The sequence below is a fragment of the Bradyrhizobium huanghuaihaiense genome (assembly GCF_007830635.1).
Taxonomy (GTDB): Bacteria; Pseudomonadota; Alphaproteobacteria; order Rhizobiales; family Xanthobacteraceae; genus Bradyrhizobium; species Bradyrhizobium huanghuaihaiense.
This window is the reverse complement of record NZ_VLLA01000020.1, coordinates 30873-48815: the sequence shown is the minus strand read 5'-3', so window position 1 is coordinate 48815 and position 17943 is coordinate 30873. Positions and strand designations below refer to the sequence as shown.

The 17943-nt window shown below is 64.6% G+C and carries 18 protein-coding genes and 1 pseudogene; 10 read left to right on the top strand and 9 right to left on the bottom strand.

Annotation, left to right across the window (positions count from 1 at the left end; translation table 11 throughout):
* Positions 1–46: 46 nt before the first annotated feature.
* The 4 genes from IQ16_RS31545 to IQ16_RS31535 form a co-directional block, all read right to left on the bottom strand.
* A complete protein-coding gene (locus IQ16_RS31545) occupies positions 47–1660 on the bottom strand; it encodes a DHA2 family efflux MFS transporter permease subunit (RefSeq protein WP_018648697.1) in 1614 nt (537 codons plus the stop codon).
* A complete protein-coding gene (locus tag IQ16_RS31540) occupies positions 1657–2835 on the bottom strand; it encodes an HlyD family secretion protein (protein ID WP_026312959.1) in 1179 nt (392 codons plus the stop codon). Before IQ16_RS31540 ends, IQ16_RS31545 begins: the two co-directional genes overlap by 4 nt.
* Positions 2836–3028: 193 nt before the next feature.
* Positions 3029–3187, bottom strand: a complete 159-nt coding sequence (locus tag IQ16_RS45920; protein ID WP_167526369.1) for a hypothetical protein — start codon at positions 3185–3187, stop codon at positions 3029–3031.
* 23 nt (positions 3188–3210) lie between these two features.
* Positions 3211–3585 carry a PRC-barrel domain-containing protein gene (locus tag IQ16_RS31535; protein ID WP_018648700.1) on the bottom strand — a complete coding sequence of 125 codons (375 nt, stop codon included), beginning with the start codon at positions 3583–3585 and terminating at the stop codon, positions 3211–3213.
* 133 nt (positions 3586–3718) lie between these two features.
* Between IQ16_RS31535 and IQ16_RS31530 the strand changes: the two are divergent.
* The 7 genes and pseudogenes from IQ16_RS31530 to IQ16_RS31500 all read left to right on the top strand — a co-directional run bounded on the left by IQ16_RS31530 (position 3719) and on the right by IQ16_RS31500 (position 8837).
* Positions 3719–5507: pseudogene (locus tag IQ16_RS31530) on the top strand (thiamine pyrophosphate-requiring protein).
* 3 nt (positions 5508–5510) lie between these two features.
* Positions 5511–5738, top strand: coding sequence for a hypothetical protein (locus IQ16_RS31525; RefSeq protein WP_018648705.1), 228 nt, complete (start codon positions 5511–5513; stop codon positions 5736–5738).
* A gap of 80 nt (positions 5739–5818) precedes the next feature.
* Positions 5819–6370 (top strand): DUF4142 domain-containing protein, encoded by a 552-nt coding sequence (locus IQ16_RS31520; protein ID WP_018648706.1) that lies wholly within the window; start codon positions 5819–5821, stop codon positions 6368–6370.
* A 103-nt stretch (positions 6371–6473) separates the two neighbouring features.
* Positions 6474–7364 (top strand): SDR family oxidoreductase, encoded by an 891-nt coding sequence (locus IQ16_RS31515; RefSeq protein WP_018648707.1) that lies wholly within the window; start codon positions 6474–6476, stop codon positions 7362–7364.
* A gap of 71 nt (positions 7365–7435) precedes the next feature.
* Positions 7436–8011, top strand: coding sequence for a phosphatase PAP2 family protein (locus IQ16_RS31510; protein WP_018648708.1), 576 nt, complete (start codon positions 7436–7438; stop codon positions 8009–8011).
* Positions 8008–8355 (top strand): DUF3147 family protein, encoded by a 348-nt coding sequence (locus IQ16_RS31505; protein WP_018648709.1) that lies wholly within the window; start codon positions 8008–8010, stop codon positions 8353–8355. The genes IQ16_RS31510 and IQ16_RS31505 overlap by 4 nt, the downstream gene beginning before the upstream one ends.
* Entirely contained in the window at positions 8355–8837 is a 483-nt protein-coding gene (locus IQ16_RS31500; RefSeq protein WP_018648710.1) for a DUF3147 family protein, read from the top strand. Before IQ16_RS31505 ends, IQ16_RS31500 begins: the two co-directional genes overlap by 1 nt.
* Positions 8838–8985: 148 nt before the next feature.
* Here IQ16_RS31500 and IQ16_RS45915 read toward each other — a convergent pair whose 3' ends face one another.
* On the bottom strand, positions 8986–9144 hold the full coding sequence (locus tag IQ16_RS45915; RefSeq protein ID WP_018648711.1) for a hypothetical protein: 159 nt from the start codon (positions 9142–9144) through the stop codon (positions 8986–8988).
* A gap of 172 nt (positions 9145–9316) precedes the next feature.
* Between IQ16_RS45915 and IQ16_RS31490 the strand changes: the two genes are divergently transcribed.
* Positions 9317–9565, top strand: a complete 249-nt coding sequence (locus tag IQ16_RS31490) for a hypothetical protein (protein WP_018648712.1) — start codon at positions 9317–9319, stop codon at positions 9563–9565.
* A 159-nt stretch (positions 9566–9724) separates the two neighbouring features.
* On the opposite strand, the gene IQ16_RS31485 is transcribed toward IQ16_RS31490, so the two are convergent.
* The 3 genes from IQ16_RS31485 to IQ16_RS31480 all read right to left on the bottom strand — a co-directional run bounded on the left by IQ16_RS31485 (position 9725) and on the right by IQ16_RS31480 (position 10456).
* On the bottom strand, positions 9725–9931 hold the full coding sequence (locus IQ16_RS31485; protein ID WP_018648713.1) for a hypothetical protein: 207 nt from the start codon (positions 9929–9931) through the stop codon (positions 9725–9727).
* An 80-nt stretch (positions 9932–10011) separates the two neighbouring features.
* Entirely contained in the window at positions 10012–10143 is a 132-nt protein-coding gene (locus IQ16_RS47350) for a hypothetical protein (protein WP_018648714.1), read from the bottom strand.
* A 118-nt stretch (positions 10144–10261) separates the two neighbouring features.
* Entirely contained in the window at positions 10262–10456 is a 195-nt protein-coding gene (locus IQ16_RS31480; RefSeq protein ID WP_026312961.1) for a hypothetical protein, read from the bottom strand.
* Positions 10457–10549: 93 nt separating this feature from the next.
* Here IQ16_RS31480 and IQ16_RS31475 point away from each other — a divergent pair, with 93 nt between their 5' ends.
* Positions 10550–11056, top strand: coding sequence for a DUF4142 domain-containing protein (locus IQ16_RS31475; RefSeq protein ID WP_018648716.1), 507 nt, complete (start codon positions 10550–10552; stop codon positions 11054–11056).
* A gap of 6 nt (positions 11057–11062) precedes the next feature.
* On the opposite strand, the gene IQ16_RS31470 is transcribed toward IQ16_RS31475, so the two are convergent.
* Positions 11063–11362 carry a hypothetical protein gene (locus IQ16_RS31470; RefSeq protein ID WP_018648717.1) on the bottom strand — a complete coding sequence of 100 codons (300 nt, stop codon included), beginning with the start codon at positions 11360–11362 and terminating at the stop codon, positions 11063–11065.
* Positions 11363–11641: 279 nt separating this feature from the next.
* On the opposite strand from IQ16_RS31470, the gene IQ16_RS31465 reads away from it, so the two are divergent.
* On the top strand, positions 11642–17938 hold the full coding sequence (locus tag IQ16_RS31465; RefSeq protein ID WP_018648718.1) for a HAMP domain-containing protein: 6297 nt from the start codon (positions 11642–11644) through the stop codon (positions 17936–17938).
* Positions 17939–17943 lie beyond the last annotated feature (5 nt).

Here is a 17943-nt window from a genome sequence, read left to right as displayed (position 1 = left end):
GAAGCGGCCACCTCAGGGTGACGGGGATACAGCACTAAGCATCCTCTCAATGCCCCCTTGCCGGCGCCCTCAAGTCGATCGGGCGCAACACTGCCGCCGTGGGGATCATCAGCACCGCGACGATCGCGAGCGTCCAGAACACGTCGATGTAGGCAAGCAAATCGACCTGCTGCTGCAGTGCTTTTCCGACCCATGCGACCGCCTGCGATGCGGCGTCACTCGCATTCGAGCCCTGCGCCTGGAAGTAGCGCGTCATCGCATCGATGGTCTGCTGGTAGCCGAGATCGGACGGCGCGGCGTGCTCGACGAGGCGGCTCTGATGGAATTGCTGGCGCTGCGCCAAGATCGTCTGCGCCAGTGCGACGCCCATGGAGCCGCCGAGGTTGCGGGCGACGTTGATCAGCGCGGAGGCCTGGTTGGTCTTGTCGGGCGGCACGCCGTCATAGGATGCAGTCGTCACCGGCAGGAACAGGAACGGCAGGCCCAGCGCGAGGAAGATGCGCGACAGTGCCGCGTAGCCATAGGTGATGTCGCCGGTCAGGCCGGTGAGATGCCACATCGAGAAGGCGACGATGGCAGCACCGAACATGATCAGGTATTTCGGCTGCACCGTGCTGACGAGGCGGCCGACCACCGGCATCAGCACCAGCGTCGCGACACCACCGGGTGACAAGGCAAGGCCGGCGAGCATGGCCGTGTAGTTCAGCTCGGTCTGAAGCAGTTGCGGCAGCAGCTGAGTCGTCGAGATCAGCACCGCGCCGGTTCCCAGCATCACCAGAAAGCAGGCGCCGAACTGGCGGCGACCGAGCAGGCGAATGTCGACAATGGGATCCTCGCGCGTCAGCTCCCACGGAATCAGCGCGAGCAGGCAGACGACGGCGAGCAGCGCGAAGACGACGATCATGGTCGATCCGAACCAGTCGTTGCGCTGGCCCTCGTCGAGCACGAATTCGAGCGAGCCGAGCCCGATCGCGACGAGCAGGAAGCCGATATAGTCGACGCGCAGACCCTTGCTCAGCAGCTTCTCCCTCTCCGCCTCCGCCCCCGACGGCTCCTTGATCAGCGTGCCGACCAGAAACAGCGAGAGCAGCCCCATCGGCACGTTGATCAGAAACACCCAGTGCCAGCTATAGGTGTCGGTGATCCAGCCGCCGAGCGTCGGGCCGATCACCGGCGCAACCACCACGGCGACGCCATAGATGGCAAAAGCCTGGCCGCGCTTGTGCGGCGGGAAGGAGTCGGCGAGGATCGCCTGCTCGCTGGTGGCCATGCCGCCGCCGCCGAGGCCCTGCAGGATGCGGAACAGCACCAGCGACTGCAAATTCCAGGCGAAGCCGCACAGAAGCGAGGCAACCGAGAACGTCGCCACGCACATCATGTAGAAGCGCTTGCGCCCGATCACGGTCGAGAGCCAGCCCGAGATCGACAGCACGATGGCATTGGCGACGAGATAGCTGGTGATGACGTAGGTGCTCTCGTCGATGCCCACCGCAAGCCCGCCGGCGATGTGCCGCAGCGCGACGTTGGCGATGGTGGTGTCGAGCACCTCCATGAAGGTCGCGATCGAGACCACGAAAGCGATCAGGTAGGGATTGTGCCCGCCGGCCGCCGAGCGCTCCGGTGACCAGCCGGACGCGCCACCTTGCAAGACGTCGCTCATCGCACCCTGGTCCAGGGCACGACCGACATGCCGGGACCGACGGGCAGATCGGCCGGCCAGTTGTCGACCATGATCTTCACAGGCACGCGCTGCACCACCTTGACGTAGTTGCCGGTGGCGTTCTCCGCAGGCAGCAGACTGAACGCGGTGCCCGAACCGGGCTGCACGGAGTCGACACGACCGGCCAGCTTGCGGCCCGGATAGGCGTCGATGCGGATCTCGACCGGCTGGCCGGGCCGCATGTCGTTGAGCTGGGTCTCCTTGTAGTTTGCGACGATCCAGACCTGGTCGGGAACGAACATCATCAGGCTTTGGCCCGCCGTGACGAAGGTGCCTCTGGCGCCCGAGAGCTTGACCACGCGGCCGGACTGCGCCGCGACGACGCTGGTGTATTGCAAATTCAGCTTGGCCTGATCGAGCTGCGCCTGCGACTGCTCGAGCTGCGCCTTGGCGCCTTCGAGCTGGGCTTGCAGCGTTTTGATCCCGAGCTGCGCGGCCGTCACCGCGGTCTTGGCACGTTCGGTATTGGCCTGCTGCGCCTGAAGATCGGAGCGAGTCTGCTGCTGGCGTTGCACCGTGCCGGCGCCCTTCTCGACTAGATCTTCCGCGCGCTTGAACTCTTCCTGCGAGAACTGGAGCTGGGCCTGGGCCTGTTCGAGCTGCGCCTGAGCCTGCTTGATCTGCTCTTGCTGCGAATCGATCTGCGCTTCGACATTGGCGATGTTGGCCCTAGAGGCCGCAACCTGCGCCGTGGCCTGGTCGACTGCGATGCGGTAATCGCGCTCGTCGATCTTGGCCAGCAGATCGCCCGCATTGACGTGCTGGTTGTCCGTGACCGGGATATCGGTCACGTAACCACCGACCTTGGAGGCCACGGAAAAGCTGCGCGCGGCCACGAAGGCGTCGTCCGTCGACTCATAGTGACGCACGTCAAGCCAGTAGAGCAGACCGCCGACGAGTGCGGCGATCAACACGATCGTGCCGACAGTGGCGAGCAGCCAGTGCGCGCGAAGCCGCTCGCGCGGCGATGGCGAATTCGCCGGCTTGCCCGACTGTTCCGTCGACTGACCTTTGGCTTCACTCCCCTGATCCGGAGAGTGCTTCGGAGCTTCCTCGGTCCGGGGCGGCAACGGCTGCTCCGCGCGCGCCCCACGCTCCCGGGTTTGAGCATCCACGGTGCACACCTTTCTCGGGATTGAGCGGCGCGGAACGGCAAAGCGAGCTTTCGCGCCGCCAGCCTAACCTTGGCACTGAGGCATGGTTCCGCAACCCGAGAGCGTCATCGCCATTCGTGATTGCAAGGAGTCAAATAACAAGCGCGGCACTCACCGTGCCGCGCTCGTCGCGAATGTCCCATAGGAAGAGCACTTAGTGCGTCTTCGTCTCGTGCCATTTCTCGAGATCGGGCTTCTCCTTGCCCGATCCCTGCTCCTTCTCCGGATTCCCCTTCCAGGGCTTGTCCGTCTGGGCGTGGGATCCCCAGTCAGTCTGCTGCCGGGGATCGTCGTTGGGCCGTTCCTTGCTCATCGGATCTCCTTCCGTGAACCGCCTTACGCGAAAGGAACACCGTAGTACGAGTTGATACCTCGAACGGCGGATTCATCGCTCCAGTTCCAATCGCTCCTCGCGCCGTATTTCGGCGCGCCTTCCAGTTCCTTGGCCGTGATGCCGGTGACGTAGCCGCCGAGCTCCGTGTCGTATTTCAGAGACTGCCAGGGCAAGGGATAGTGATCGTTGCCGAGGCCGAGAAATCCGCCGAACCCGAGCACGGCGTACGAAACCTTGCCGCTGATCTTGTCGATCATCACGCGCTCGATCGAACCGATCTTGTTGCGATCGGCACCGTAGACCGATGTTCCCTCGACCTTGTCACTGCCGATCAACCGACCCATCTCGCTGCGGTCCAGCTCGCCTTGATTCAACATTGCAATTCTCCACTCAGCCAATGTGAAAACCAACCGGACAGGCGTGCGATCGTTCCGGCTCATGTTCCTCCGGCAGGTCAGGAACATCGCAGAAAACCGGCGGTTCTCTGAGCTTCACAGAGGGCCATGCGCGATGTCCCAGACCGTTTCCGACTTCATCGTCCAGCGCCTGCATCGATGGGGCGTGCGCCATATCTTTGGTTATCCCGGCGACGGCATCAACGGCGTCTTCGGCGCGATGAACCGCGCGGAAGGCAAGATCGGCTTCGTGCAGGCGCGGCACGAAGAGATGGCGGCGTTCATGGCGACCGCATACGCGAAATTCTCGGGCCAGCTCGGCGTCTGCATCGCAACCTCGGGGCCCGGTGCCTCGCATCTCATCACCGGGCTCTACGATGCGCTGCTCGATCACCAGCCGGTGCTCGCAATCGTCGGCCAGCAGGCGCGCAACGCGCTCGGCGGGAGCTACCAGCAGGAACTCGATCTCGTTTCGATGTTCAAGGATGTCGCCGGCGCCTACGTCATGCAGGCATCTTCGCCTGCGCAAGTGCGCCATCTGGTTGATCGATCGGTGCGGACCGCGCTCGCCCGGCGGACCCCGACCGCGCTCATCCTGCCCAACGATCTCCAGGAAGAACCCTACGAAGGTCCGCCCCGTGCGCATGGCACGCTGCATTCCGGTGTCGGCTACAGTGCGCCGCGTGTCACGCCGCGCGAGGACGAACTCGACCGTGCCGCGGAGATGCTCAACGCCGGCAAGAAGGTCGCGATGCTCATCGGCGCTGGCGCGCTTCACGCCACCGACGAGGTGATCGCGGTTGCCGACCGTCTGTCAGCGGGCTGCGCCAAGGCCCTGCTCGGCAAGGCCGCGTTGCCCGACGATTTGCCGTGGGTCACGGGCTCGATCGGCCTGCTCGGTACCGAGCCCAGCTACAACATGATGACGGACTGCGACACGCTGCTGATGGTCGGCTCCGCCTTTCCCTATGCCGAATTCCTGCCGAAAGAAGGCAGCTGCCGCGGCGTGCAGATCGACATCGACGCTACCATGATGTCGATCCGCTTTCCGATGGAAGTCGGCCTCGTCGGCGATGCTGCCGAGACGCTTCGCGCGCTTTTGCCGCGACTCGCGCCGAAGACCGATGGTGCCTGGCGCGAGGGTATCGAGGACGACGTCGCCAGATGGTGGAAGACGCTGGACGATCGTGCGCATCAGCCGGCCGCGCCGGTCAATCCGCAACTCGTTGCCTGGGAGTTGTCCCCGCGCCTGCCCGACCGCGCCATCATCACCAGCGATTCCGGCTCCTGTGCCAACTGGTTCGCGCGGGACCTGAAGATGCGACGCGGCATGACGGCCTCGCTGTCCGGCGGCCTCGCCTCGATGGGCGCGGCAGTTCCTTATGCACTGGCCGCGAAATACGCCCATCCCCGACCGTCCCGTGATCGCGCTGGTCGGCGACGGCGCCATGCAGATGAACAACATGGCCGAGCTGATCACCGCGGCCAAATACTGGCGTTCATGGCGCGATCCCCGCCTCATCGTCTGCGTCTTCAACAACGAAGATCTCAACCAGGTCACATGGGAGCAGCGCATCATCAACGGCGATCCCAAGTTCGAAGCCTCGCAGCGCATTCCAAATGTGTCCTACTCGCGCTTTGCGGAGCTGATCGGGCTGCGCGGCATCTACGTCGACAGCCCGCAGCTGCTGGGCTCTGCCTGGGAGCAGGCGCTGGCGAGCGAGATGCCCGTGGTGCTGGAGGTGAAGACCGATCCCGAGGTGCCGCCACTGCCGCCGCACATCACCCTTCAGCAGGCCAAGAACTTCTCGCTGGCGCTGATGAAGGGCGATCCGAACGAAAGCAGCGTCATCAAGGGTGCAGCAAGGCAGGTGCTCGAGACGATCCTGCCCGGAAAGGAGTGAACCATGAGCGACTTTCGCGACATCCAGAACGGCGTCAACGACCCCGTCGACGGCGTCGACGTGAAACAGCACTTCAACGACAACAAGACGCCGCACGAGCGCGCACAGCGCCATGCGGACGTGCGCGCAGAGCCGTCGGCTGCGCCAGGCGAGCCGTTCCTGCCGGAAAGGCTGCGGCGCAAGCCGACGGATCCGATCAACCCGCGCACCGGCCGCCATCCGACGGATTAGGAACCTCGATCCCGATCCCGTGTTGATCGGCGCAACGTCGCGCGGCATGCGGCCGCGCCACCAATTCAGAGGACCGGACCATGAAGCGAACCGCCATTGCCCTTGCTTGCGTGCTTCTCGCAGGCCCTGCGCTCGCCCAGTCGCTCGGCGAGAAGACCGGCGTCAATTCGGCGCTCGGCGTCGCGCCCGCGACCGCCGACTTCGTCAAGGAAGTCGCCATCAGCGACATGTTCGAGATCGAGTCGAGCAAGCTCGCGGAGCAAAAGGGCAACGCGCAGGAGAAATCCTTCGCGCAGCAGATGGTGACCGACCACACCAAGACCAGCAGCGAACTCAAGGGTCTGGTCGGCAACGGCAAGGTCCAGGCGACGCTGCCGACGGCGCTCGACAGCTCGCACCAGAGCAAGCTCGACAAGCTCAAGGGCGCGAACGGCAAGGACTTCAGCTCCGACTACAATTCCTACCAAGTCAGCGCGCACGAAGACGCAGTGTCGCTGTTTGAGCGGTACGCCAAAGGCGGCGACAACGCCGAGCTGAAGGATTGGGCCGGCAAGACGCTGCCTGCGCTCAAGCACCATCTCCAGATGGCGAAGGAGCTCGGCAAGGCACCGAGCGTCGGCCAGTCGAAGTAATACCTCGAGGGCGCCAGCTCTGCCGCCGCCCTCTCGTTTTGCAACGATGCCTGGTCTCCGCACGTTGAGAGCGCAAAACCGCGGAGACCAGGAAACCCGCCCCATGGCCGAGCAAAAGTCGACAAATCCCGTCAGCCGCTACCCGAAACCGCCGTTCAAGAAGCAGTCGCAACCCTGGCCCGGCCTTGCCGGCAAGATGGAGCCGCGGCCGGACCATGGCGAGACCAGCTACAAGGGCTCCGGCCGCCTCGCCGGCCGCAAGGCCCTCATCACCGGCGGCGATTCCGGCATGGGCCGTGCCGCCGCGATCGCCTATGCACGCGAAGGCGCCGACGTCGCCATCAACTATGTCCCGAACGAAGAACCCGATGCACAGGACGTGATCGCGCTGATCAAGAAGGAGGGACGCATCGGGCTCGCCATCCCCGGCGACCTCCGCAACGAGGATTTCTGCAGGAAGCTGGTTGAGCAAGCCGTGCAGGGCCTCGGCGGCCTGGACATCGTCGTTTGCAACGCCGCACGGCAGCAGACCCGCGAGTCGATCCTCGACGTCTCGTCCGAGGACTTCGATGCGACGATGAAGACGAACATCTATGCCCCCTTCTGGATCATCAAGGCGGCGTTGCCGCACCTGAAGCCGGGCTCGTGCATCATCGGCACGACGTCCGAGCAGGCCTACGACCCGTCCCCGGAACTCTACGACTACGCGCAGACCAAGGCCGCGACGATGAACTACGTGAAATCGCTCGCCAAGCAGCTGGGTCCGAAGGGCATTCGCGTCAACGGCGTCGCACCCGGTCCGATCTGGACGCCGCTCCAGGTCTCCGGCGGCGCGACGATGGAGAAGCTCGAGAAGTTCGGCGGCATGACGCCGCTCGGCCGCCCCGGCCAGCCTGCCGAACTCGCTTCCATCTACGTGCAGCTTGCCGCAGCCGATGCGAGCTACGCGACCGGTCAGGTCTATGGCGCTGCAGGCGGATCGGGACAGCCCTAGCCGCAGGAACGATCATCGTCACCCAAGCTTTACAATCGTGTCATGGAGGACATTGCACCAACCGCGGACCGATGGCAGTCGTAACAGTCAAACCCACTCGGATCGATACAGCGATCGCGAATGAGATCGCCGACCACACCAATTCAGGGCTGGAGCAGGCAGCGCAGACGCTGACCTGGGCGGCCGACGAGCACGTGCTTCTGGCACTTGCCGCTGCAGGATGGCTCTACGCCCAATTGCGGCGTCCTGAGGCACGCCCCGCCGCCAATCACATTCTGGCAGTGACGTTGGTGACTGCCATGATTCCGCACGCGCTGAAATCCATATTCGACCAGACAAGACCTGACCGCATGACCGTTCGCGGTCATCGGAATGGCGTTCCCTTCTCCGGGCGAGCGCGGGATGCCTTCCCCTCCGGCCACGCCATGCACATGGGTGCACTCGCCTCGGCCGCAGGACTGCTGCCGACGGGTCCGCGCCGCACGGTACGCGTCATCACGGTTGCGCTTTCGCTGACGCGCGTCGTGCTGCTGGCGCACTGGGCAAGCGATGTGCTGGCAGGGTTCTCGCTCGGCGTTGTCGTCGAACGACTTCTCAGGCCGCTCACACTGACAAGGCGCCGGCACCAGAAGCGGGTGCAGCCATGACCGAATACATCGTGCGCTTCATCACCGGCGGGATGATCGTTTCAGCTTTCGCGATCCTTGGCGATATGCTGCGGCCAAAGAGTTTTGCCGGTCTACTCGGCGCCGCACCTTCAGTCGCACTCGCCACGCTCGCTATTGCGATCGTGCAGCATGGCAGACCTTATGCCGCAGCCGAAAGCTGGACCATGATTTACGGCGCGATCGCGCTTGCCTGCTACGGCGTCGCCGTGTGCCATCTGCTGATGCGGTTTCGTCTTGGGGCGCTGCCCGCCACCATTCTCGCCTTCGCGGTATGGCTGGTCGTCGCTTTCGGCCTGCTCGCAAGCTTCGGAGGTGCCGCCTGATGCTGGTCACGCTATCCCCATCAGCGCTGAAGCAGACGCGCTGGTACGAATACGCCATTCGCTTCGTGCTCGGCGGACTGGCGACAGTGCTGGCAGGCATCATGGGTGCGAGCTTCGGCACCTCCATAGGCGGGCTCTTCCTTGCCCTTCCCGCCATCTTCTGCGCCAGTGCAACGCTGATCGAAAGTCATGAGCGCCGGGCCAAGGAGAAGGCAGGTTTCGACGGCCGCCGGCGTGGGCAAGATGCCGCAGCGCTCGACGCCGCCGGCGCCGGCTTGGGAAGCATCGGCCTTGCTGCGTTCGCCGCCGTCTTCTACGTCACGGTCCCCCTGAGTAGCGTAGCGGCCTTCATCGCCGCCATCTTCGCCTGGGCCGTGGTTTCAGTCTCGGCGTGGTGGATGAGACGGAAATTTCGCACCGTCTCGCGTCGCCGGTCGTCCGAATCCTGGTCGCGATCAGCGCGGCGCCGAAGCGTCCCTTAGCTTCAGGAATTCAAACATCTCCGCGGCGGCATGAAGCTGCTCGATGCGCGCGGCAACGGACTCCCGCTGAACGCCGACCGGCAGGCTTGCAAGCTCATGCTCGAGCCGCCGCCTCTGCGCGTCGAGACGTTGTTCGAATGTGTGGGGTTCAGACCGTCTTCGCATCGTCCGTCCTCGGGGGTTGCAGGCCCGGGCTGTTGGCCCAGCGCTCGACTTGATCGATGACCTTCTGATGGCTCGGCCGCACCGGCTTGGGCGCTTCTGGCTCTTCGGAAAGCTTGCGGGGTAACCTGACCTCATCCGTCATGGCCAATCTCCCTTTGCAGGAGAATGCGCCAGCACGCGACTCGTTTCAATATAACTTATTGATTTTACTGGCTATTTCTACTAATTTGGCAAGTTCACCGACTCTTGTGGAACTGTCGTCAAGTTCGTTTGTTGAGCAAACTACTCAACTTACTCATTTTGCGTGATCGACCATGAAAGATCTTCGCGCCGAGCGCCTTCAGGTCATGCTCTCGCCGGAAGAGCTGGCCGCAGTTGACGATTTCCGGTTCAAGCACCGCATGCCGACACGCGCTGCAGCGGTCCGCGAGCTGCTCAAGTTTGGGCTGGCAGCAGTGGGCGTCGACGCGGCTGCCGGCGCGAAGTCGAGCAATTTCGGCGTGTTCGGCCGCGGGCCAGAAGGCCACACTCAAACCGACCCGGAAGGCGGCAAGGAAGATTGATCACAGGCCTCGCAAGGCAAAACGGCCCCGGCACGGTGGGTGCCAGGGCCGTCCTTGGAGATTGCTTCCGGCGCACCGGGGGCATGCCAACCGGAAGCAATCGGTCGACTCTTCGCGCGCAGATTCGTTCCTTGCGAGAACGCTCTAGCGGACCATCCTCTAGCCCGTCGGCGCGTCGCCGGAATCGTCCGGCATCACGCCGGAGCCCGGCGTCTTGTTCTTGTCGGTGAGGTCAGGATCACGCGTCGCCTCGCGCGACGGCGAGCCCTTCGGGTCCGTCTTGTGCACCGTCTGGGCGCGCTGCTTGTCGCGCGGCTGCTCCTCCGCGCGCTTGTCCTTGACGATGCCGTGGTCGGAATGGGCCATGATATGCTCCCGCTTCTCTCTTGATGTATCGAAGCGGCTACGCAGGTCAGCGCCGAATGTTCCGGGCGCGAGCAACAGTGCTAGCTATGCGCGGCATGAACCGCAGCGGACGCCTTCTCGAGCTGCACCTGCCGTACCGTCGTCACCGTCGCGAACGCGACCGAGACGCCAAAGGCGAGAATGAGTGAAAGAAGGGCAAGACGTGGAGCCATTGCGAAAACTCCTTCTGGAATCAAAATCCACGCGATCGACTGTTCCCGGATGATCCCGGATTGATCGCTTGCGTTCCGTGCGGCGTCTCACACGCGGATAAACGAAGACGTGAGCCGCCTATGCCTCCTCGTTTTGGGGGATGCGGACCGTCACGGGCGGGATTTCGCCATCGAGCCAGTCCTGCTCTCTTGCGAGCGCCGTCCAGGCATCCGCCATCCGCGAATAGCGCTTGTAGGCGGGTTGCCCTTCCGCGCGCTCTGCGAGCTGCAGGCAGTTCTCGGCGTTATCCCTGAAAAGGTCAGACTGTTTCATGGGAAAGACGTGGGGACGGAACTCCTGCATCGCAACTGCCCTTGCCGGATCTTAACGTGCGGGAACTTCGCACGGCACCGGTCATTGTCATGGATGCGAGTTCTTGTCACGATCATCCTGGTGTTCATTGGCAGCGCAGCGCTGGCCGACAGCACCGGCGAGCAAAGGCCTGATAACCGCGCGCCGACGGCCATTGACGTCATCAGCGGCCTCTACGCGTTCGGCCGCTTTCAGCAGAGCCTTCTGGAGAGCACCGACCTGAAGGGCAATGCGGAGGTGAAGAACCTTGCCGCCCTGCGCGTCGAGGAAGCTGCGAAACGCGACAAGACCCTCAAGGATATTCAGGCGGCGATCGGCGCCGAGCCCCGTATCCGCAAGACCGCGAGCGCCGGCCTCGCCGAGCCCGACAGCTCGGATGGACCGGCCTATGTCCGGACTTTCTATGCCGCGCAGATCCCTGAATATGAATCCACCATCGCCCTGCTCGAACGCTATCTGAAAGCCCCCGACAATGCGGCGCTTGCAGCGTTCGCGCGCGAACAGCTGCCCAGGCTGCGCTCGCAGGTCAAGGACGCCGGGCGCACCATGGCGGACAAGTAGCCGCCCTCACTTGTCGTTCGGATGTTGCTGCTGGCTTTCCGGTCGCACCGTGCGGTTGCTCTCCGGCATCTTGTCCCTGCCCGCATCCCCATTGTCGTCCTTGCCCCCCGAACTCGAAGTGCCGCTGCCGCTGCGGTTCGACCGGGTTGCGGTCCCCGTGGTCGGTGCATCCGCCTTTGGGGTGGCGGAGCTTGCGGCGGGATCGCCGGTCACAGACCCGCGGCCACTGGGTTCACTCTGCGCGAAGGCCGAACCGGCGAGCAATATGGTGACAGCGACCGCGGTGAATCCTGCTTTGATCTGCATCTGCTCTCTCCCTGTCCCCGCTAACCGGAAAGGTTGGCGCTCCGTTCCGAAGAGGCGCCAGCAGCAGCCCGCTCGACTTCCCGGAAAGCGCGAAATCTTTTCAGGAACCGAAATGGAACCAATGCCATCAACCGTCGTTATTTTGGCCGGGCTGAGCAGAGCAGGTTCCATTTTCCGGGCGCCGCAACCTTGGCGCTTGATTTCGAATTTGGCTGACGCTCTAGTTTGATCAATTGCGTCTTGCCGTAGATTCGGCCGACGCCTGCGGGGGAATCAAGTATGAGCGACCTCGATCCCGGAACTGCATCACGCTCCGGTCGTCGCGTCCCAAAACCCAAAACCAACGGAATGTCGGATCCGGACTCCCGGCCGGAATTGCTGCTCGCGCTGCAAGCGATGCGCAGCGGCGATTTCTCGGTGCGCATGAGCGGCGACTATCTCGGCATCGATGGCAAGATTGCCGACACTTTTAATGAAATCATCGCCGCCAACCAGCGCATGGCGCAGCAGCTGGAGCTGGTCGGCCAGGTGGTCGGGCGCGAGGGCAAGACCCGGCAGCGCGTGAAGTTCGGCCTCGCCTCCGGATCCTGGGCGGACATGGAAGGCTCCGTCAACACGCTGATCGACGACCTGTTGTGGCCGACCCGCGAGGTGACGCGGGCGGTTGCGGCGGTGGCGCAAGGCGACCTGCTGCAGACCGTCAAGCTCGACGTCGACGGCCGTCCGCTCCGCGGCGAATTCCTGCAGTCGGCGAACATCGTCAACACCATGATCAAGCAGCTCGGAGTGTTCACCTCCGAGGTGACGCGCGTGGCGCGCGAGGTCGGCACCGAGGGCAAGCTCGGCGGCCAGGCCCAGGTGCCGGAGGTGACCGGTGTCTGGAAGGATCTGACCGAGAGCGTCAACTCGATGGCGAACAACCTGACCAACCAGGTTCGCAACATCGCCGAGGTGACGATCGCGGTCGCCAACGGCGACTTGTCCAAGAAGATCACGGTCGACGTCCGCGGCGAGATCCTTCAGCTCAAGGAAGCCATCAACACGATGGTGGACCAGCTCCGCTCCTTCGCTTCCGAAGTGACGCGCGTGGCGCGCGAGGTCGGCACCGACGGTAAGCTCGGTGGTCAGGCGATCGTGCCTGGCGTCGCCGGCACCTGGAAGGACTTGACGGACTCCGTCAACGCGATGTGCGGTAACCTCACCGCGCAGGTCCGCAACATCGCCAACGTCACCACCGCCGTGGCGCGCGGCGACCTGTCGCGCAAGATCACGGTGGACGTGCGCGGCGAAATCCTGGAGCTGAAGGACACCATCAACACCATGGTGGACCAGCTCAACTCCTTCGCCTCGGAAGTGACGCGCGTCGCGCGCGAGGTCGGCACCGAAGGCAAGCTCGGCGGCCAGGCCCAGGTGCCCGGTGTCGCCGGCACCTGGAAGGACTTGACCGATAACGTCAACTTCATGGCGTCGAACCTGACCGCGCAGGTCCGCAACATCGCCGACGTCGCGACCGCCATCGCCGGCGGCGACCTGTCGAAGAAGATCACCGTGAACGTCTCGGGCGAGATCCTTCAGTTGAAGGAAACGCTCAACACCATGGTCGACCAGCTCAACGCCTTCGCCGGCGAGGTCACGCGCGTTGCGCGCGAGGTCGGCACCGAAGGGCGGCTCGGTGGTCAGGCCAACGTGCTCGGCGTCGCCGGCACCTGGAAGGATCTCACGGAGAGCGTCAACTCGATGGCGTCGAACCTGACCGCACAGGTTCGTAACATCGCCGAGGTGACGACGGCGGTCGCCGGCGGCGACTTGTCCAAGAAGATCACCGTGGACGTGCGCGGCGAGATCCTGGAGTTGAAGGACACCATCAATACCATGGTGGACCAGCTCAACGCCTTCGCCGGCGAAGTCACGCGCGTCGCGCGCGAGGTCGGCACTGAAGGCAAGCTCGGCGGCCAGGCGCAGGTGCGCGGCGTCGCCGGCACCTGGAAGGACCTGACGGACTCCGTCAACTCGATGGCCTCCAACCTGACCGGGCAGGTCCGTAACATCGCGGAAGTCGCCACCGCCGTCGCCAAGGGCGACCTGTCCAAGAAGATCACCGTGAACGTGTCGGGCGAAATCCTTCAGCTGAAGGAAACGCTCAACACCATGGTCGACCAGCTCAATGCCTTCGCCGGCGAAGTCACGCGCGTGGCGCGCGAGGTCGGCACCGAAGGCAAGCTCGGCGGCCAGGCCCAGGTCACGGGCGTGGCCGGCACCTGGAAGGACCTCACCGACAACGTCAACTCGATGGCCGGCAACCTCACCGCCCAGGTTCGCAACATCGCCGAGGTCGCAACCGCCATCGCCGGCGGCGACCTCTCCCGCAAGATCACGGTGGACGTCCGCGGCGAGATCCTTCAGCTCAAGGACACGCTGAACACGATGGTCGACCAGCTCAACCGCTTCGCGGGCGAGGTGACGCGCGTGGCGCGCGAGGTCGGCACCGAAGGCCGCCTCGGCGGCCAGGCCAACGTGCCCGGCGTCGCCGGCACCTGGAAGGACCTCACCGACAGCGTCAACTCGATGGCGGGCAACCTCACCGCGCAGGTCCGCAACATCGCCGAAGTGACCACCGCCGTGGCGCGCGGCGACTTGTCCCGCAAGATCACCGTGGACGTGAAGGGCGAGATCCTCGAGCTCAAGAACACCATCAACACCATGGTGGACCAGCTCAACGGCTTCGCCGGCGAAGTCACCCGCGTCGCGCGCGAGGTCGGCACCGAAGGCAAGCTCGGCGGTCAGGCCGAGGTGCCCGGCGTCGCCGGCACCTGGAAGGACCTCACCGACAACGTCAACTTCATGGCGTCGAACCTGACGGCTCAGGTCCGCAACATCGCCGAGGTCGCAACCGCGATTGCCGGCGGCGACCTCTCGAAGAAGATCACCGTGGACGTGCGCGGCGAGATCCTGCTGCTGAAGGATACGCTGAACACCATGGTCGAGCAGCTCCGCTCCTTCGCCGCCGAAGTGACGCGCGTCGCGCGCGAGGTCGGCACCGAGGGCCGGCTCGGCGGCCAGGCCGTCGTGCCTGGCGTCGGCGGCACCTGGAAGGACCTCACCGACAACGTCAACCTGCTCGCTGCGAACCTCACCACGCAGGTCCGCAACATCGCCGAAGTGACCACCGCCGTGGCGCGCGGCGACTTGTCCCGCAAGATCACCGTGGACGTGAAGGGCGAAATCCTCGAGCTGAAGAACACCATCAACACCATGGTGGACCAGCTCAACGCCTTCGCCGGCGAAGTCACGCGCGTCGCCCGTGAAGTCGGCACCGAGGGCGAGCTCGGCGGCCAGGCCCAGGTGCCCGGCGTCGCCGGCACCTGGAAGGATCTCACCGACACCGTGAACTTCATGGCGGCGAACCTGACCGAGCAGGTCCGCGGCATCGTCAAGGTGGTGACGGCAGTCGCCAACGGCGACCTCAAGCAGAACCTCACGGTGAAATCGAAGGGCGAGGTCGCCGCGCTCGCCGATACCATCAACAACATGACCGAAACGCTCGCGACTTTCGCCGATCAGGTGACGTCGGTGGCGCGCGAGGTGGGCGTCGAAGGGCGCCTCGGCGGCCAGGCCGACGTGCCGGGCGCTGCCGGCACCTGGAAGGACCTCACCGGCAACGTCAATCTGCTGGCCGCGAACCTCACCTCGCAGGTCCGCGCGATCGCGGAAGTGGCGACCGCCGTGACCAAGGGCGACCTGACGCGGTCGATCCAGGTCGATGCCCGCGGCGAAGTGGCCGAGCTGAAAGACAACATCAACACGATGATCACGAACCTCCGTCTGACGACGGACGTGAACACCGAGCAGGACTGGCTGAAGACCAACCTCGCGAAATTCACCAACATGCTGCAGGGCCAGCGCGACCTCGCCACCGTGGGCCGGTTGCTGCTGACCGAGCTGTCGCCGCTGGTGAACGCCCACACCGGCGTGATCTACCAGATCGAGAACGAGGACAATCCGCAGCTGCTGCTGCTCGCCTCCTATGCCGGCGACGGCATCTATCCCTATCAGCGCGTCCTGCAATTCGGCGAAGGCCTGATCGGCCAGTGCGCGCTCGACCGGCGGCCGCGCGTGGTCGCAGACATTCCGACGGACGTGGTGCCGATCAATTCCGCGCTGTTCCGGGTCGCCCCGAAGAACCTCGTGGTGCTGCCGGTGCTGTTCGAAGGCCAGGTCAAGGCGGTGATCGAGCTCGCCTCGCTCGCCTCCTTCACGACCTCGCAGATGACCTTCCTCGAACAGCTCACCGACTCCATCGGCATCGTGCTCAACTCGATCGAGGCGACGATGCAGACCGAAGGCCTGCTGAAGCAGTCGCAGCAGCTCGCCGGCGAGCTCCAGACCCAGCAGCGCGAATTGCAGCAGACCAACGACCAGCTCGAGCAGAAGGCGCAGCAGCTCGCCGAGCGCAACGTCGAGGTCGAGCGCAAGAACCAGGAGATCGAGCAGGCCCGCCGTGCGCTCGAGGAAAAGGCGACCGAGCTCGCGCTGACCTCGAAGTACAAATCCGAATTCCTCGCCAATATGAGCCACGAGCTGCGCACGCCGCTGAACTCGATCCTGATCCTCGGTCAGCAGCTCACCGACAATCCGGACGGCAACCTCACGGCCAAGCAGGTCGAGTTCGCCCGTACGATCCACGGCGCCGGCACCGACCTGCTCAACCTCATCAGCGACATTCTCGACCTCTCCAAGATCGAGTCCGGCACGGTGACGGTGGATGCCGAGGAGATCCTGACCGCCAACCTGCTCGAGACCGTCGGCCGGCCGTTCCGGCACGAGGCGGAGAACCGCGGCCTCTCGTTCAAGATCGACGTCGATCCGAACCTCGCGCGCAGCATCGTCACCGACTCCAAGCGCCTGCAGCAGGTTCTGAAGAACCTGCTCTCCAACGCCTTCAAGTTCACCGCCGAAGGCGAAGTGCGCCTGAAGGTCGAGGCCGCCCTCGGCGGCTGGGGAACCGATCACCCGGTGCTGAACTCCGCGCCGGCCGTGATCGCTTTCGAGGTGTCGGATACCGGCATCGGCATTCCCCTGGAGAAGCAGAAGCTGATCTTCGAGGCATTCCAGCAGGCCGACGCCGGCACCAGCCGTAAATATGGCGGCACCGGCCTTGGCCTTGCCATCAGCCGCGAGCTCGCGAGCCTGCTCGGCGGCGAAATCCATCTGCGCAGCGCGCCGGGCAAGGGCTCGACCTTCACGCTCTATCTGCCGCTGAAATATTCCGGGCCGACGCTGGCGCCGCGCGCCGCCCCGTCGCCGCAGCAATACAGCCAGCCCCCGGCGCTGCAGCCGGCCGCGCCGGAGCAGCAGCGCGTCATCGAGCAGCTGCCCGACGACCGTCTCAACCTCGAGCCCGGCGACAGCATCTTGCTGATCGTCGAGGACGACCCGCATTATGCGCGGGTGCTGGTCGACCTCGCGCGCGACAAGGGCTTCAAGGTGCTGGTCGCCGCGCGCGGCGCGGAGGCGCTGGAGCTTGCCAAGCAGTACCAGCCCCGCGCGGTCTCCCTCGACGTGTTCCTGCCCGACATGCTCGGCTGGACGGTGCTGAGCCAGCTCAAGCACAATCCGCTGACCCGCCACATCCCCGTGCAGATCATTACGCTCGACGAGGACCGCCAGCATGCGCTGGCGCGCGGCGCCTTCTCGTTCGTCAACAAGCCGACGACGACCGAAGGCGTCGCGGCGGCGCTGACGCAGATCAAGGAATATGCGCGGCCGCGGCGCAAGCGGCTCCTGATCGTCGAGGACAACGAGGCCGAGCAGCTCTCGATCCGCGAGCTGCTGCATCACGACGACATCGAGATCGTGGCGACCGACACCGGCGCCGGCGCACTCTCGATGCTGCGCGAAGCGCCCTGCGATTGCGTGGTGCTCGACCTCCGCCTACCCGACATGAGCGGCTTCGAGGTGCTGGACCAGATCCGCAACGACGAGGCGCTCTCGAACGTGCCGGTGGTGGTCTTCACCGGCCGCGAGCTTTCGGCGGAGGAAGACGCCGAGTTGCACACCATGGCGCGCAGCATCGTGGTCAAGGGCGTGGAATCGCCGGAACGTCTGCTCGACGAAACCGCGCTGTTCCTGCACCGCGTGATCACGGAACTTCCGGTCGAGAAGCAGCGCATGCTGGAGAAGCTGAACAGTTCCGACGAGGACCTGATCGGCAAGACCGCGCTGCTCGTCGACGACGACGCCCGCAACATCTTCGCGCTGTCGAGCGTGCTGGAACGGCGCGGCATGAAGGTGCTGACGGCGACCACAGGCAGCGAAGCCGTGACGCTGGTCGAATCCAATCCGGAAATCGCCATCGTGCTGATGGACATCATGATGCCGCAGATGGATGGCTATCAGACCATCGGCGTGATCCGCGAGAACCCGGCCTTCGCCCGCCTTCCGATCATCGCACTGACCGCCAAGGCGATGAAAGGCGACCGCGAGAAATGCCTGGAAGCCGGTGCCTCCGACTACCTCGCAAAACCCGTCAACACCGATCAATTGCTGCTTGCGATCCGCATGTGGCTGCACCGCTGAGCTGG

Bases quoted from the DNA above. Each gene is read 5' to 3' on its own strand.
- IQ16_RS31545 (WP_018648697.1), bottom strand. From the start codon at position 1,660: ATGAGCGACGTCTTGCAAGGTGGCGCGTCCGGCTGGTCACCGGAGCGC.
- IQ16_RS45920 (WP_167526369.1), bottom strand. From the start codon at position 3,187: ATGAGCAAGGAACGGCCCAACGACGATCCCCGGCAGCAGACTGACTGG.
- IQ16_RS31535 (WP_018648700.1), bottom strand. From the start codon at position 3,585: ATGTTGAATCAAGGCGAGCTGGACCGCAGCGAGATGGGTCGGTTGATC.
- IQ16_RS31525 (WP_018648705.1), top strand. From the start codon at position 5,511: ATGAGCGACTTTCGCGACATCCAGAACGGCGTCAACGACCCCGTCGAC.
- IQ16_RS31520 (WP_018648706.1), top strand. From the start codon at position 5,819: ATGAAGCGAACCGCCATTGCCCTTGCTTGCGTGCTTCTCGCAGGCCCT.
- IQ16_RS31515 (WP_018648707.1), top strand. From the start codon at position 6,474: ATGGCCGAGCAAAAGTCGACAAATCCCGTCAGCCGCTACCCGAAACCG.
- IQ16_RS31510 (WP_018648708.1), top strand. From the start codon at position 7,436: ATGGCAGTCGTAACAGTCAAACCCACTCGGATCGATACAGCGATCGCG.
- IQ16_RS31505 (WP_018648709.1), top strand. From the start codon at position 8,008: ATGACCGAATACATCGTGCGCTTCATCACCGGCGGGATGATCGTTTCA.
- IQ16_RS31500 (WP_018648710.1), top strand. From the start codon at position 8,355: ATGCTGGTCACGCTATCCCCATCAGCGCTGAAGCAGACGCGCTGGTAC.
- IQ16_RS45915 (WP_018648711.1), bottom strand. From the start codon at position 9,144: ATGACGGATGAGGTCAGGTTACCCCGCAAGCTTTCCGAAGAGCCAGAA.
- IQ16_RS31490 (WP_018648712.1), top strand. From the start codon at position 9,317: ATGAAAGATCTTCGCGCCGAGCGCCTTCAGGTCATGCTCTCGCCGGAA.
- IQ16_RS31485 (WP_018648713.1), bottom strand. From the start codon at position 9,931: ATGGCCCATTCCGACCACGGCATCGTCAAGGACAAGCGCGCGGAGGAG.
- IQ16_RS47350 (WP_018648714.1), bottom strand. From the start codon at position 10,143: ATGGCTCCACGTCTTGCCCTTCTTTCACTCATTCTCGCCTTTGGCGTC.
- IQ16_RS31480 (WP_026312961.1), bottom strand. From the start codon at position 10,456: ATGAAACAGTCTGACCTTTTCAGGGATAACGCCGAGAACTGCCTGCAG.
- IQ16_RS31475 (WP_018648716.1), top strand. From the start codon at position 10,550: ATGCGAGTTCTTGTCACGATCATCCTGGTGTTCATTGGCAGCGCAGCG.
- IQ16_RS31470 (WP_018648717.1), bottom strand. From the start codon at position 11,362: ATGCAGATCAAAGCAGGATTCACCGCGGTCGCTGTCACCATATTGCTC.
- IQ16_RS31465 (WP_018648718.1), top strand. From the start codon at position 11,642: ATGAGCGACCTCGATCCCGGAACTGCATCACGCTCCGGTCGTCGCGTC.